Source organism: Ruegeria sp. AB5, from assembly GCF_056542645.1.
In genome coordinates this window covers 372,156-384,764 of record NZ_JBQGAE010000001.1, presented here as the reverse complement: position 1 = coordinate 384,764, position 12,609 = coordinate 372,156, and the positions used below count along the sequence as shown (strand labels likewise).

The window sequence follows — 12,609 nt, the reverse complement described above, 5'->3', positions numbered from 1 at the left end:
TTCCTACAAGTCCAATTGCTGTGCCGCCCGGGCATTCGGTGCTATGGGTGCTCAGTCCAGCGCTGACTTTATCTTTTCTGCGTGCTGCGCGATCAGTTCAAAATCGCCCATTTGTCCTGGCGGACGCATCGAGACACCCTGATGCCGGGGCAAGACGTGAAAATGCAGGTGAAAGACCTCTTGCCCTCCTGCAGCCTCGTTGAACTGTTGTATGGTCACCCCATCCGCATCAAAGGCCTGCTTTGCGGCGCGCGCCAGTTTCTGGACGGCGACCATGACCGCGCCAAGCTGTTCCGATGTGGCATCCAGTACATTGCGACACGGGGTTTTCGGGATCACAAGCAAGTGCCCGTCCGTGCGTGGCATGATATCCATGAAGGCCAGTGTCTCGTCGTCTTCATACACGCGGGTGGATGGAATTTCGCCGCGCAGGATTTTGGCAAAGATATTGTCCGGATCGTAAACTGACATGGGGTGCCTCTGGTTTCAGCTGTTGCCTTTTGTTCTGCGGGTCGATCGGACGGCGGTCAAGGCGGAACTCCGCCCATCTGACTTTGAACGCGAATCCAACCTCTTGAACGGGCCGGACGAATGGCCAGATAGACGCTGCCTATGGCCCAAAATCGCGGTGCAGCCTCCTGCCCGCGACAATTAATCTTGATCCAGATCAAACTCGGCCATTGAAGGTGACCTCATCGCCCTCTAAAACCAGCAGGAATCCTGCGCATCGGAGAGGTCTGGTTGCGCGGTGCAGTTGCAACAGGAGGCACCTATAATGGCAGACGCAGCCATTCATGGTCACGATCATGAAGACGAGCGCACATTCTTCCAGCGCTGGTTCATGTCGACCAACCACAAGGACATCGGGATTCTCTACCTGATCTTCTCGGCGCTGGCCGGGTTTATCTCGGTCGCGATGACCATCTACATGCGGCTCGAACTGATGCACCCCGGTGTTCAGTACATGTGCATGGAAGGTTTCATGGCCGACCCATGTACCCCGAACGGGCACTTGTGGAACGTGATGATCACCTATCACGGTGTTCTGATGATGTTCTTCGTTGTCATCCCCGCCCTGTTCGGTGGATTTGGCAACTATTTCATGCCGTTGCAGATCGGTGCGCCGGATATGGCGTTCCCGCGGATGAACAACCTGTCCTTCTGGCTGTATGTCGCCGGTACCTCGCTGGGTGTTGCCTCACTGCTGAGCCCCGGTGGTAACGACCAGCTTGGTTCGGGCGTGGGCTGGGTCTTGTATCCACCGCTGTCCACGACCGAGGGCGGCATGTCCATGGACCTTGCGATCTTTGCCGTGCACGTATCGGGCGCCTCCTCGATCCTCGGCGCGATCAACATGATCACCACCTTCCTGAACATGCGTGCCCCGGGCATGACCCTGTTCAAGGTGCCGCTGTTCAGCTGGTCGATCTTCATCACGTCATGGCTGATTCTGCTGTCGCTGCCGGTTCTGGCGGGCGCGATCACCATGCTGCTGATGGACCGCAACTTTGGCTTTACCTTCTTTGATCCGGCCGGCGGCGGGGATCCGATCCTGTATCAGCACATCCTGTGGTTCTTTGGCCACCCGGAGGTGTACATCGTGATCCTGCCCGGTTTCGGCATCATCAGCCACGTGATCGCCACCTTCTCGCGCAAGCCGATCTTCGGCTACCTGCCGATGGTCTGGGCGATCATTGCAATCGGTGTTCTGGGTTTCGTCGTCTGGGCGCACCACATGTACACCGTTGGCATGTCGCTGCGTCAGCAAGCCTACTTCATGCTGGCCACCATGGTCATCGCGGTTCCCACGGGCGTTAAGGTCTTTTCGTGGATCGCGACCATGTGGGGCGGCTCGATCGAGTTCAAGACACCGATGCTGTTTGCCTTCGGCTTCCTGTTCCTGTTCACCGTTGGCGGTGTGACCGGTGTGGTGCTGTCGCAGGCTGGTATCGACCGCGCCTATCACGACACCTACTATGTTGTGGCTCACTTCCACTATGTGATGAGCTTGGGCGCCGTGTTTGCGATCTTCGCGGGTGTGTACTTCTACTTCTCGAAGATGACTGGCCGTCAGTACTCGGAATTCTGGGGCAAGGTTCACTTCTGGATGTTCTTCATCGGTGCCAACCTGACCTTCTTCCCTCAGCACTTCCTGGGCCGTCAGGGCATGCCGCGCCGGTACATCGACTACCCCGAGGCGTTCGCCCAGTGGAACTTCGTGTCGTCGATTGGTGCGTTCATCTCGTTCGCCTCGTTCCTGTTGTTCTTTGGGATCGTGATCTACGCCTTGCTGCGCGGTGCACGTGAGACCCGCCCGAACCCGTGGAACGAATACGCGGATACGCTGGAATGGACCCTTCCCTCGCCGCCGCCCGAGCACACGTTCGAGCAGTTGCCAAAGCAGGAAGACTGGGACAAAGGCCACGCGCACTGATCCCAGTGACCAAACAGAGAACCCCGCCGGTTCGGCGGGGTTTTTCTTTGTAAACATGCCACAGCGCACACTGCATCGCCAGAACGGCCAAAATACGCTATTCTGGTACGGGAAACTCATCCGGCAATCCGGGAGGGTCCAGATGCCCGAAATAGACTTTTGGTTTTCCATCGGCAGCACATACAGTTTCTTGACGATCATGCGTCTGGACGAATGGTGCGCAGAAAACGACGCAACCGTGCGTTGGCGCCCCTTCAACGTCCGCACGGTGATGTCGGAACAACAAAACATTCCCTTTGCAGGCAAGCCGATCAAATCCGCCTATATGTGGCGCGATATCGAACGGCGCGCCGCCAAATATCATATCCACGCCAATCTGCCCGCACCCTACCCGATTTCGGATCTGGCCCTGGCCAATCAGGTCGCGCTGCTGGGAATGGAAGAGGATTGGGGGCCGTCCTTTACCCAGAACCTCTATCGCATCTGGTTTGAGGAAGGCGTAGAGGCAGGCAGCGAAAGCGCACTGTCCGAAGCTCTGCTGCGCTGTCAGCAGGACCCGCGTCTGACACTTGGCCGTGCACGCAGCCCGGACGCAGTCGCGGCGCTTGAGGCCGCAACAGAGCACGCGAAACGCCTTGGGGTCTTTGGTGCCCCAAGCCTTGTCGTGCGCGACGAGGTGTTCTGGGGCGATGACCGATTGGACGATGCATTGTCATGGGCACGGGTCGGCCATGTCGTGTGATCTTTGGCCTTAGACGGCGGACGACATTACGCTAGGTTTCCACCATGCCTTACCAATGGAATCACACATCTGATACGGAACAGGAACTGCGTCTCTGGCCGCACAATTCGCTCCCGCCGCGCGGCGCGATGATTGTCATTCTGTCCGTGTTCCTGTTTGGTCTGATCCCGGTTCTGGCCATGCTGGGATCAGTGGTTCTCTGGGGGTTGTTGCCTTTCCTGCTGCTGACCGTTTTGGGCCTTTGGCTGGCAATCCAGACGAATTACCGTGCACGCAGCGCGTTCGAGGTTCTGACCCTCAGCGGCTCGCAAGCCCGGTTGATCCACCATTCTCCGGGCAAGCAACAGCAGGAATGGTCGTGCAACCGATACTGGGCGCGACCCGAAATGCATATGACAGGCGGACCGGTGCCGCACTATGTGACTTTGGTTGGCGATGGCCGAGAGGTTGAGATCGGTGCGTTTCTGTCCGAGGAAGAACGCATCAGCCTTTACGACGACCTCGCCGCAAGACTGCGCGGACCTGCCGCGCAGTAACTCTGGGCCTTCAACAGGATCAACAATTGCCGTTCGACGCGGCGCACAGGTGGTCTTTGACCATCGGGCCGACCTTGCCGAAATCCATCTGGCCGGTGTACCGCGTCTTGAGTTCACCCATCACCTTGCCCATGTCGCGGATCGAGCCCGCTCCGGTCGCTGTAATAGCGGTCTGAATCGCTTTTGAGACCTCGTCTTCATCCAGCTGCTTGGGCAGGAATTCTTCGATTACCGAAACTTCCAACAGTTCCCGTTCGGCCAGATCCAGACGCCCGCCCTCTTCATAGGCACGAGCGCTTTCCTTGCGTTGCTTGGTCATTTTACCAAGGATTTCAAGAACCTCAGTGTCACCGCAGCCCTTGGCCTCTTCGTTTTGTGAGCCGCGCGCGGCGATATCACGATCCTTGATCGCCGCATTGATCAACCGCAGCGTCGACAGACGTTCGGCTGCTTTGTCTTTCATCGCTTGCTTCAGGGCGGCATTCACCCGTGATCGCATGTCCATATGTTTTGTCCATCCCCATGACAAAGGAACCCCGAACATATCTAAACAAAAAGCGCGACACAACAGGGGAAGAATGTTGCTAACCCATTGAAAAATAACAATAGCGGAAAATTTGAACACACTTGACCCGAGCGTCTAACCCCCTTAGGTATGCGCCGATTTACCTGCAGGAGAGTTGCGCCATGGCCCCGAACGCCCCGTCCAAGCCCACCGCATGTCTGGCTTTGGCCGACGGAACGCTGTTTTACGGGATAGGCTTTGGCGCGACCGGTCAGGCCGAGGCCGAGCTGTGTTTCAACACCGCAATGACCGGCTATCAGGAGATCATGACCGACCCCTCCTATGCAGGCCAGATCGTTACCTTCACGTTTCCCCATATCGGCAATGTTGGGGTGAACCCCGAGGATGACGAAACCGGTGATCCTGTGGCTGCGGGGATGGTGGTCAAATGGGACCCGACCGAACCGTCGAACTGGCGCGCAGCCGAAGAACTCAAAGGCTGGCTGGCACGCCGCGGACGTATCGCGATTGGCGGCATCGACACGCGCCGCCTGACCCGCGCGATCCGACAGCAAGGCGCCCCGCATGTTGCTTTGGCCCATGATCCCGAGGGAAATTTCGATATTGAGGCCTTGGTGGCCGCCGCGCGTGGTTTTGCCGGGCTGGAAGGCATGGATCTGGCCAAGGACGTCACCTGCGCCCAAAGCTATCGCTGGGATGAAATGCGTTGGGCCTGGCCGGATGGTTATCAGCGGCAGGAAGCGCCCCAGCATAAGGTTGTGGCCGTCGACTATGGTGCGAAACGGAATATCCTGCGCTGTCTGGCTTCGGCTGGGTGCGACGTGACGGTTCTGCCGGCAACCGCAACCGCCGCCGAGGTACTGGCTCACGAGCCGGACGGCGTATTCCTGTCAAACGGTCCAGGCGATCCGGTGGCTACAGGTGAATACGCTGTACCCATGATCAAAGAAATCCTCGATACGACCCAGTTGCCAGTTTTTGGTATCTGCCTGGGCCATCAAATGCTGGCGCTGGCGTTGGGCGGTCAGACCGTCAAGATGAACCACGGGCACCATGGCGCGAACCACCCCGTCAAGGATCTGGATACCGGCAAGGTCGAGATCACCTCGATGAACCACGGGTTTGCCGTTGACGCGCAGTCGCTGCCGAACGGTGTTGTCGAAACCCACCGCTCGCTTTTTGATGGATCGAATTGCGGGATCCGCATGGCCGACCGCCCGGTGTATTCCGTGCAGTACCATCCCGAAGCCTCACCCGGCCCACAGGACAGTTTTTACCTGTTCGAACGGTTCGCAAGCGCAATGGCTGACAGAAAAACACAGGCATAACCTCCTGAATCATCAGTGTTAACCGCCTGTTAACCTTGATTGATCAACCCTGACGCGAAGGCAAGGCGTCGGGGTTTTTTCTTTCATGGTCGATTTAAATCTTCAAAATAGTTCTGCTGTTGCCTCGATCCCCGCGCCGGAACATCGCAAACCGGTTGGCACGTGCCTGGTCGAGGCTGGGGTAATCACGCCAGAGCAACTCGATCATGCGCTGGACCTGCAGGCGCGCCAGAACGCACCGATCGGTGAGATCTTGGTGGGTGAAGGCTGGGCCAGCCGTCAGGATGTTCTTGCCGCGCTGTCCACGCAGACCAGTCTTCAGATCGCGGATCTGGAACAAACGCCACCCTCCGTTGAACTCAGCACGCTGGAACCTATGGAATTCTGGTTGCGGCACAACGTCATCCCGTGGATGCGAATTGGCCCTTTTCTGTTCGTCGCAACGGCACGACCCGACCGTTTTACCACGGTCACCGCAGAAATGACCGTTGAAGACCTGACCGTGGTTCCTGTGCTCGCTGCAACTGATCAGATCGACAGGTCGATTGCACGGTTGTTCTCGGACCAGTTGGCTCAGAACGCCGAGACTCGCGTGGCAGAGGATCAGAGCTGTCGCACGTGGACGGCATGGACCCGAACCCGCAGCGTTGGCGTTCTGGCATTGATGCTGCTGGCTTTTGTCGCGTTTCCTCAGACGGGCATGGCGGTGCTTGTGATTGCCGCCGTCGCCTCGTTGCTCCTGTTCATGGTCATGCGGACCTCGGGGCTTGTGGCGTTCGCCTACCAGAAGCTGTTCCCACGGCCCGCGCCCTCGACCACGCAGGTTACTGCGCTGCGCCAACCCTGCGTTTCGATCATGGTGCCGCTCTACAAAGAGCGTGAAATCGCAGATGCGCTGATCCGACGGCTGCAACGCCTGACCTATCCAAAGGCACTGTTGGATGTGATTCTGGTACTGGAAGAAAGCGATGACGTGACCCGGGACACCTTGTCCAAAGTCCAACTGCCCAGCTGGATCAGAACCATTGAAGTGCCGGAACTGAACGGTCTGACAACAAAACCGCGCGCGATGAACTATGCCCTGGACTTCTGCCGGGGTGATATTCTGGGGGTCTGGGATGCCGAGGATGCCCCGCAACCGGATCAGATCGAACGCGTCGTTGATCACTTTACGCAAGCGGCCCCCGACGTGGTGTGCCTGCAAGGGGTTCTGGACTATTACAACCCCCGCACCAACTGGCGGTCTCGCTGCTTTACCATCGAATACAACAGCTGGTTCCGTGTCATCCTGCCGGGGATTGCAAAGCTGGGGCTTGTGGTCCCGTTGGGCGGCACAACTTTCTTTTTCCGACGTGACAAGCTGTTGGAGCTTGGTGGTTGGGATGCCCACAACGTGACCGAGGACGCGGATCTGGGGGTGCGTCTTTGCCGTGCCGGCTATCGCACCGAAATCGTCGATACGGCCACCTTCGAAGAAGCCAATTTCCGCGCCTGGCCCTGGGTCAAGCAACGCTCGCGCTGGCTCAAAGGGTTCATGGTCACCTATCTGGTGCATATGCGCGCACCGCTGCGGCTGCTCCGCGATCTTGGACCGGTCAAGTTTCTGGGTATTCAGGCTTTTTTCATGGGCACGGTCGGGCAGTTTCTACTGGCGCCGGTGCTCTGGATGTTTTGGTTGACGACATTGGGTTTGAACAACCCGTTTTTGCAGGTCATTCCAATGCAAACGTTCAAGGCCCTGATCTGGCTGTTTCTTACAGCCGAGGCGCTGAACTTCATCATTGGCGTTATGGCGGTATGGGCCAAGGAAAGACGGTTCCTCGTCCCCTGGGTCCCCACGATGATCCTGTACTTCCCACTTGGCGTCGTGGCGGCCTACAAAGCCCTGTGGGAATTGGCCGCCAGGCCGTTTTTCTGGGACAAAACCCAGCATGGGCAGGCCAGCGAGGACCTGCCGCCGCACACGACCTAGTTTTCGCGTCGAACCGCATCCTGCTTGAGCCGGGTCATGAACGCGATCGAGATGTGATCTTTCAGGGCCTTCGCCGCCGCCTCTTCATCTCGCGCCGCAATGGCCTCGACAATGCCCTTATGTTCACTCTGCGCGATTTCACTGCGCCCTCGCGCGGCCAGCGACGTGGTCGCCATCAGGGCCATGGTGCGATGCACAAGATCCAGCTGCTGAACCAGATAGCGGTTGTGCGAGGCAAGGTGAATCTGCTCGTGAAACCGCCGGTTCGCACGGGACAATGCGGCCGGATCATCGACCAGCGCGTCATCTTCGGCCACCATCTCTTGCAGCACCCGGATTTCTTCGTCCGTGGCATGCTTGGCCGCGAGGCTCGCTGCCAGACCCTCCAACTCGCGCCGCACAACATAAAGTTCGGCCATCTGGTTGTGATTCAGCGAGGCTACGATCAGCGACCGCCCGTCTCGTTCCAGCAGCGACTGGGTCTCCAAACGCTGCAACGCTTCACGGATCGGTGTGCGCGACACGCCAAATCGCTCGGCCAGTTCGCTTTCGACCAGACGGTCGCCGGGTTTGTAGACCCCTACATCGATCGCTTCGAGAATCAGGCTGTAGGCGTCCTTGTTGGACTGTCGGGATTGGGGCATGGGGCAATTGGTCTCCTCGTTCGGTCATGTCTATCCGCCCTGCCCATCGGCAATCAAGTGCAGCATTGAAAACCTGCCCCTGGCGTCCTAAACCCGGGTTATGGTCAAACCTGCCTTTGCTCACGTCACCCAATGGGTGTTCGATCTGGACAACACCCTCTACCCGCCGCACATGCGCCTGTTCGATCAGATCGAGGTGCTGATGACCGACTATGTCGTGCATGCCATCGGCGTGGACCGGGCCGAGGCCGACCGTCTGCGCAATCACTACTGGCGCGAATATGGCACCACTCTGGCGGGGTTGATGGCCGAGCATGATCTGGACCCCGATCCCTATTTGCATGCCGTTCATCAGGTGGACATGAGCCACATGGATGCCGATGCCGAACTGGCAGATCATATCCGGGCTCTGCCCGGGCGACGCATCGTCTACACAAACGGCAGCGCGCCTTATGCCGAACGTGTGCTTGCGGCGCGCGGGCTGACAGGTCTTTTTGACGCCATCTATGGGGTCGAACACGCGGGCTATCGCCCCAAGCCTGACCGAGCGGCTTTTGAAGCGATTTTTGACAAAGACGGTATTCAGGCGGACAAAGCCGCGATGTTCGAAGATGATCCCCGTAATCTGGCCGCCCCACATGAGATGGGAATGCGCACCGTCCACGTCGCACCGGACCCGCACAAGGCCGATCACATACATCACCACACCGATGATCTGACCGCCTTTCTCGCCCGCCTGCGATAGGCTGTCACACTGCGACGATCTGCACATTCTGCACCTGCAGCATCAGCCCTATATCCCGTTGTGCGACGAACAGAACGGAGACCCCAATGACCGCGATCGAGATGCCTCGGCGGCTGCCGATTTGGCAGCGCCTATTGTTTGCAATCCCCTTGTTCGGCTGGATGGCCCGCGATGTGGCCGAGGGCGATCCCGAGGATCTGGGCTATACCGCTGGCGCGATTTTCAGCATGTGGGGGTGCTCGGCTTTGGTCTTTGGCCTGCCCGGTCTCTATATTCCGGCCGTGATGATGGTCCCGGTGATGTTCCTGATCCTCATCCTGATTTCACGCGGATAAGAAACGGGACAGGATGTCACTTGGCGCAGGCGGCAGAACCGCACTAGGGTCTGCCGGGAACGGAGACAAGCGCCATGACTGACAGCTGTGACATCCTGATTTCCGGCGGCGGAATTGCCGGCCTGACCGCCGCAGCGGTATTCGGAACAGCCGGTTTCGATGTGGTTTGTGTTGACCCCACGCCACCCGTTACCGAACGCGACGTTGATGGCTCGGACTTGCGGACCACCGCCTTCCTGCAACCCTCGCGCGGATTGCTGGAACAATGCGGGCTTTGGGCTCGTTTGGACGCGCATGCAGCCCCGTTGCAGGTCATGCGCATTGTTGACGCGGGCGGCGACACACCGGAACCGCGCGTGGTGCGCGATTTCAACGCCTCGGACATTTCCGAGCAGCCCTTTGGCTGGAACCTGCCCAATTGGCTGCTCCGGCGCGAGATGGTTGCGCGGCTGGCTGAGCTGCCAAATGTCGACTTCCGCCCCGGAACCGGCACAGTCAGCCTGTTCACCCGAACGGCCGAGGCTCGCGTTGGTCTGAGCGATGGCAGCCGCATCCGGTGCAAACTGGTCGTCGCCGCCGACGGGCGAAACTCGCCCATGCGTGAGGCCGCCGGACTTTCCGTTCACACAAGGCGCTATGGCCAAAAGGCGTTGGCTTTTGCGGTCACGCATCCTATCGCGCATGAAAACGTCTCGACAGAGATTCACCGCTCCGGCGGGCCCTTCACGCTGGTGCCTCTGCCCGACTGGCAGGGTCAGCCGTCGTCAGCCATTGTGTGGATGGAACGTGGACCTCGCGCGGTTGAGTTGTTGAACCTCGACACCGATGCTTTTGAGGCGGCAATGACGGAACGGTCCTGCGGCTTGTTCGGGCGGCTGAAACTGGCCTCGCGCCGCACAATATGGCCCATCATCAGTCAGTCGGCGGAACGCCTGTCCGGCGAACGCATCGCCCTGATGGCAGAGGCCGCCCATGTCGTGCCGCCAATCGGCGCGCAAGGTTTGAACATGTCTTTGGGTGATCTGAAGGCGTTGCTGGATCTTGCGCAGGCCCGGCCCGACGGCTTGGGCGATGCACAGATGCTCGACGCCTATCACAAGGCCCGCCACGCCGAGATCGAGCTGCGGGTCAAGGGCATCGACCTACTGAATCGCACCTCAATGCTTGACGCGCGCCCCCTGCGCGATGCACGGGCCATGGGGTTGAACGCGCTGTATTCCATGGCACCGGTGCGCAAGACGTTGATGCAGATGGGCCTCGGCGTGCGCTAAGGCCCGTGGGGATCAGAGAACCTGATCCAGCACGCGCTTTAAACGAGATATGGTGCCCTCTACGTCATAGAGTTTATCCAGACCAAACAGGCCAAGGCGAAACGTGCTGAACCCTGCGGGCTCGTCGCATTGCAGCGGTACACCGGCCGCGATCTGCATCCCCAAAGCGGCGAACTTCTTGCCATTCTGAACCTCCGGGTCAGCAGTGTAGCTGACCACAACGCCCGGTGCGCCAAAGCCGTCAGCCGCCACAGAGACGACGCCTTTTTCTTTCAACATCGCCCTCACGCCATTGCCCAAGGCCCACTGCGCATCCCGGAGTGTGTCAAAGCCGTAGTCACGTGTTTCGACCATCGTATCGCGAAACGCCCGCAATGCATCTGTTGGCATGGTCGCGTGATAGGCATGACCGCCGTTTTCATAGGCCTGCATGATCTGCCGCCACTTTTTGAGGTCGATGGCGAAACTGTCAGACTGGGTTTCCTGCAAGCGCATCTCGGCCCGCTCGGACAGCATGACCAGACCTGCACAGGGTGACGCGCTCCAGCCTTTTTGCGGGGCCGAGATCAACACGTCCACGCCCGCAGCCTTCATATCCACCCAGACACAGCCCGAAGCGATACAGTCCAACACCATCAAAGCCCCGACCTCATGCGCAGCTTTGGCCATGGCCGCGATGTAGGCGTCGGGCAGAATCACCCCTGCCGAGGTTTCGACATGCGGGGCGAACACAACATCCGGGCGCTGGTCCCGAATCGTGGCAACCACATCTTCGATCGGCGCAGGTGTAAAAGGCGACGGGCTGGTATTGCCAGTCTCCCGGGCTTTCAACACCGTCGTGGACCCTGTCAGGGCCCCGTTCTCGATGATCTGGCTCCAACGGTAGGAAAACCAGCCGTTGCGGACGACCAAGACATTGGCATCGCGGGCAAATTGCCGGGCGACAGCTTCCATCCCATAGGTGCCTCCACCGGGAATGACGGCGACACCATCTGCATTGTACACCTCTTTCAGCATGTCCGAGATGTCGCGCATCACCTGCTGAAAACTAGCGGACATGTGATTGAGAGACCGGTCCGTGAAAACGACCGAGAACTCTTCAAGACCATTCGGGTCGATGGTTTCCAGCAAGGCGGGCATTGGATGTCCTTTCAATCACTCTTCAGTGCACCATCCCTCCATTGCCCGTGCGGGTAAAGCCCGAATCCGATCAGAAGATGACGCAAAGTAACTTTGAAAAATCGACAGAAACCCACCGCCCGACAGGCTGAAAAAGCATCAAATGACGCCAAATAGTGTCAACCAGCTCTTTACACTTCTACGTGCTTCTGACCAGATACATACACTTTTAAAATGAAGGGAAAAACGAACCCGTGACTGCACAAAAGCGGATCAGCTTTCAGGTCGTTCGTGACGAAGTGAAGCGTCGGATCGAAAGCCGCATCTGGCCTCAAGGCTCGTTGCTGCCAACCGAAACTCAGTTGGCCGAAGAATTCAACTGCGCCCGTGCCACCGTCAACCGCGCCTTACGGGAGCTGGCAGATCAGGGATTCGTCGAACGCAAACGCAAAAGCGGTACACGCGTCAAGAAAGAGCCCAGTAAACACGCCAAGCTCGAGTTCTCTTTGACCCGTCAGGTCGTTGAAAACCAGAACGCAACCTATCGCTATGCTCTGGTCGAACGCAATGTCGTGCCCAGCCCCGGCTGGCTGACCTCGCAGCTCAGCGTTTCACCAAGCGTGCGCGTGTTGCATGTCATCTGCATGCATTACGCCGACAACCGTCCGTTCCAACTGGAAGAGCGCTGGATCAACATTGATGCTGTCCCTGAAGTGGAACAGGCCAACCTCAGCGACAATGGCCCGCATGAATGGCTTTTGAACGCAACGCCCTTTACCGAAGCCGAGGTCGCCTTCTGCGCCATTTCGGCAGACAGTCGATTGGCCGAATTCATGGGGACGACGGCAGGCACGTCGATGATGCAACTGGAGCGTACGACCTGGAAGGATGACAAGCCGATCACTTTTGCCCGCATGACGCATCATCCCGGCTTTTGTATTCGCACGAAATACTGAT

13 protein-coding genes are annotated in these 12,609 nt (G+C 58.6%); 9 read left to right on the top strand and 4 right to left on the bottom strand.

Features of this window, described 5'->3' with window-relative positions:
• Window positions 1-51: 51 nt before the first annotated feature.
• Complete coding sequence (locus ACR0L4_RS02000; RefSeq protein ID WP_480510186.1) at window positions 52-471, bottom strand: HIT family protein; 420 nt, start codon at window positions 469-471, stop codon at window positions 52-54.
• 304 nt (window positions 472-775) lie between these two features.
• Here ACR0L4_RS02000 and ctaD point away from each other — a divergent pair, with 304 nt between their 5' ends.
• The 3 genes from ctaD (at window position 776) to ACR0L4_RS01985 (ending at window position 3,712) form a co-directional block, all read left to right on the top strand.
• Window positions 776-2,434, top strand: coding sequence for a cytochrome c oxidase subunit I (ctaD, locus tag ACR0L4_RS01995; RefSeq protein ID WP_170748558.1), 1,659 nt, complete (start codon window positions 776-778; stop codon window positions 2,432-2,434).
• A 142-nt stretch (window positions 2,435-2,576) separates the two neighbouring features.
• Window positions 2,577-3,176: a 2-hydroxychromene-2-carboxylate isomerase gene (locus ACR0L4_RS01990; protein ID WP_170748557.1), complete on the top strand. Its 600-nt coding sequence runs from the start codon at window positions 2,577-2,579 to the stop codon at window positions 3,174-3,176.
• A 44-nt stretch (window positions 3,177-3,220) separates the two neighbouring features.
• Window positions 3,221-3,712 (top strand): DUF2244 domain-containing protein, encoded by a 492-nt coding sequence (locus ACR0L4_RS01985; protein ID WP_170748556.1) that lies wholly within the window; start codon window positions 3,221-3,223, stop codon window positions 3,710-3,712.
• Between the two features lie 19 nt (window positions 3,713-3,731).
• Here ACR0L4_RS01985 and ACR0L4_RS01980 read toward each other — a convergent pair whose 3' ends face one another.
• Window positions 3,732-4,217: a GatB/YqeY domain-containing protein gene (locus ACR0L4_RS01980; RefSeq protein ID WP_480510183.1), complete on the bottom strand. Its 486-nt coding sequence runs from the start codon at window positions 4,215-4,217 to the stop codon at window positions 3,732-3,734.
• Between the two features lie 182 nt (window positions 4,218-4,399).
• On the opposite strand from ACR0L4_RS01980, the gene carA reads away from it, so the two are divergent.
• Both carA and ACR0L4_RS01970 read left to right on the top strand, forming a co-directional pair.
• Entirely contained in the window at window positions 4,400-5,566 is a 1,167-nt protein-coding gene (carA, locus tag ACR0L4_RS01975; protein WP_170748554.1) for a glutamine-hydrolyzing carbamoyl-phosphate synthase small subunit, read from the top strand.
• A gap of 85 nt (window positions 5,567-5,651) precedes the next feature.
• Window positions 5,652-7,538 (top strand): glycosyltransferase, encoded by a 1,887-nt coding sequence (locus ACR0L4_RS01970; RefSeq protein WP_480510181.1) that lies wholly within the window; start codon window positions 5,652-5,654, stop codon window positions 7,536-7,538.
• On the opposite strand, the gene ACR0L4_RS01965 is transcribed toward ACR0L4_RS01970, so the two are convergent.
• Window positions 7,535-8,182, bottom strand: a complete 648-nt coding sequence (locus tag ACR0L4_RS01965; protein ID WP_170748552.1) for a GntR family transcriptional regulator — start codon at window positions 8,180-8,182, stop codon at window positions 7,535-7,537. The two genes, ACR0L4_RS01970 and ACR0L4_RS01965, sit on opposite strands and share 4 nt — an antisense overlap.
• Before the next feature lie 100 nt (window positions 8,183-8,282).
• Between ACR0L4_RS01965 and ACR0L4_RS01960 the strand changes: the two genes are divergently transcribed.
• From ACR0L4_RS01960 to ACR0L4_RS01950, 3 genes are all read left to right on the top strand, one after another.
• Window positions 8,283-8,927 (top strand): pyrimidine 5'-nucleotidase, encoded by a 645-nt coding sequence (locus ACR0L4_RS01960; protein WP_480510179.1) that lies wholly within the window; start codon window positions 8,283-8,285, stop codon window positions 8,925-8,927.
• Window positions 8,928-9,013: 86 nt separating this feature from the next.
• A complete protein-coding gene (locus ACR0L4_RS01955) occupies window positions 9,014-9,262 on the top strand; it encodes a hypothetical protein (RefSeq protein ID WP_170748550.1) in 249 nt (82 codons plus the stop codon).
• 74 nt (window positions 9,263-9,336) lie between these two features.
• On the top strand, window positions 9,337-10,533 hold the full coding sequence (locus ACR0L4_RS01950; protein WP_480510176.1) for a UbiH/UbiF family hydroxylase: 1,197 nt from the start codon (window positions 9,337-9,339) through the stop codon (window positions 10,531-10,533).
• A gap of 12 nt (window positions 10,534-10,545) precedes the next feature.
• Here the strand turns inward: ACR0L4_RS01950 and ACR0L4_RS01945 are convergent, their stop codons facing one another.
• The gene (locus ACR0L4_RS01945) at window positions 10,546-11,673 is read right to left on the bottom strand and encodes an aminotransferase class V-fold PLP-dependent enzyme (protein WP_480510174.1); all 1,128 of its coding nucleotides are present in this window, start codon (window positions 11,671-11,673) and stop codon (window positions 10,546-10,548) included.
• A gap of 233 nt (window positions 11,674-11,906) precedes the next feature.
• Between ACR0L4_RS01945 and ACR0L4_RS01940 the strand changes: the two genes are divergently transcribed.
• The gene (locus tag ACR0L4_RS01940) at window positions 11,907-12,608 is read left to right on the top strand and encodes a GntR family transcriptional regulator (protein ID WP_170748547.1); all 702 of its coding nucleotides are present in this window, start codon (window positions 11,907-11,909) and stop codon (window positions 12,606-12,608) included.
• Window position 12,609 lies beyond the last annotated feature (1 nt).

Bases quoted from the DNA above. Each gene is read 5' to 3' on its own strand.
- ACR0L4_RS01960 (WP_480510179.1), top strand. From the start codon at position 8,283: ATGGTCAAACCTGCCTTTGCTCACGTCACCCAATGGGTGTTCGATCTG.
- ACR0L4_RS01955 (WP_170748550.1), top strand. From the start codon at position 9,014: ATGACCGCGATCGAGATGCCTCGGCGGCTGCCGATTTGGCAGCGCCTA.
- ACR0L4_RS01945 (WP_480510174.1), bottom strand. From the start codon at position 11,673: ATGCCCGCCTTGCTGGAAACCATCGACCCGAATGGTCTTGAAGAGTTC.
- ACR0L4_RS01990 (WP_170748557.1), top strand. From the start codon at position 2,577: ATGCCCGAAATAGACTTTTGGTTTTCCATCGGCAGCACATACAGTTTC.
- ACR0L4_RS01965 (WP_170748552.1), bottom strand. From the start codon at position 8,182: ATGCCCCAATCCCGACAGTCCAACAAGGACGCCTACAGCCTGATTCTC.
- ACR0L4_RS01985 (WP_170748556.1), top strand. From the start codon at position 3,221: ATGCCTTACCAATGGAATCACACATCTGATACGGAACAGGAACTGCGT.
- ACR0L4_RS02000 (WP_480510186.1), bottom strand. From the start codon at position 471: ATGTCAGTTTACGATCCGGACAATATCTTTGCCAAAATCCTGCGCGGC.
- ctaD (WP_170748558.1), top strand. From the start codon at position 776: ATGGCAGACGCAGCCATTCATGGTCACGATCATGAAGACGAGCGCACA.
- ACR0L4_RS01970 (WP_480510181.1), top strand. From the start codon at position 5,652: ATGGTCGATTTAAATCTTCAAAATAGTTCTGCTGTTGCCTCGATCCCC.
- carA (WP_170748554.1), top strand. From the start codon at position 4,400: ATGGCCCCGAACGCCCCGTCCAAGCCCACCGCATGTCTGGCTTTGGCC.
- ACR0L4_RS01950 (WP_480510176.1), top strand. From the start codon at position 9,337: ATGACTGACAGCTGTGACATCCTGATTTCCGGCGGCGGAATTGCCGGC.
- ACR0L4_RS01980 (WP_480510183.1), bottom strand. From the start codon at position 4,217: ATGGACATGCGATCACGGGTGAATGCCGCCCTGAAGCAAGCGATGAAA.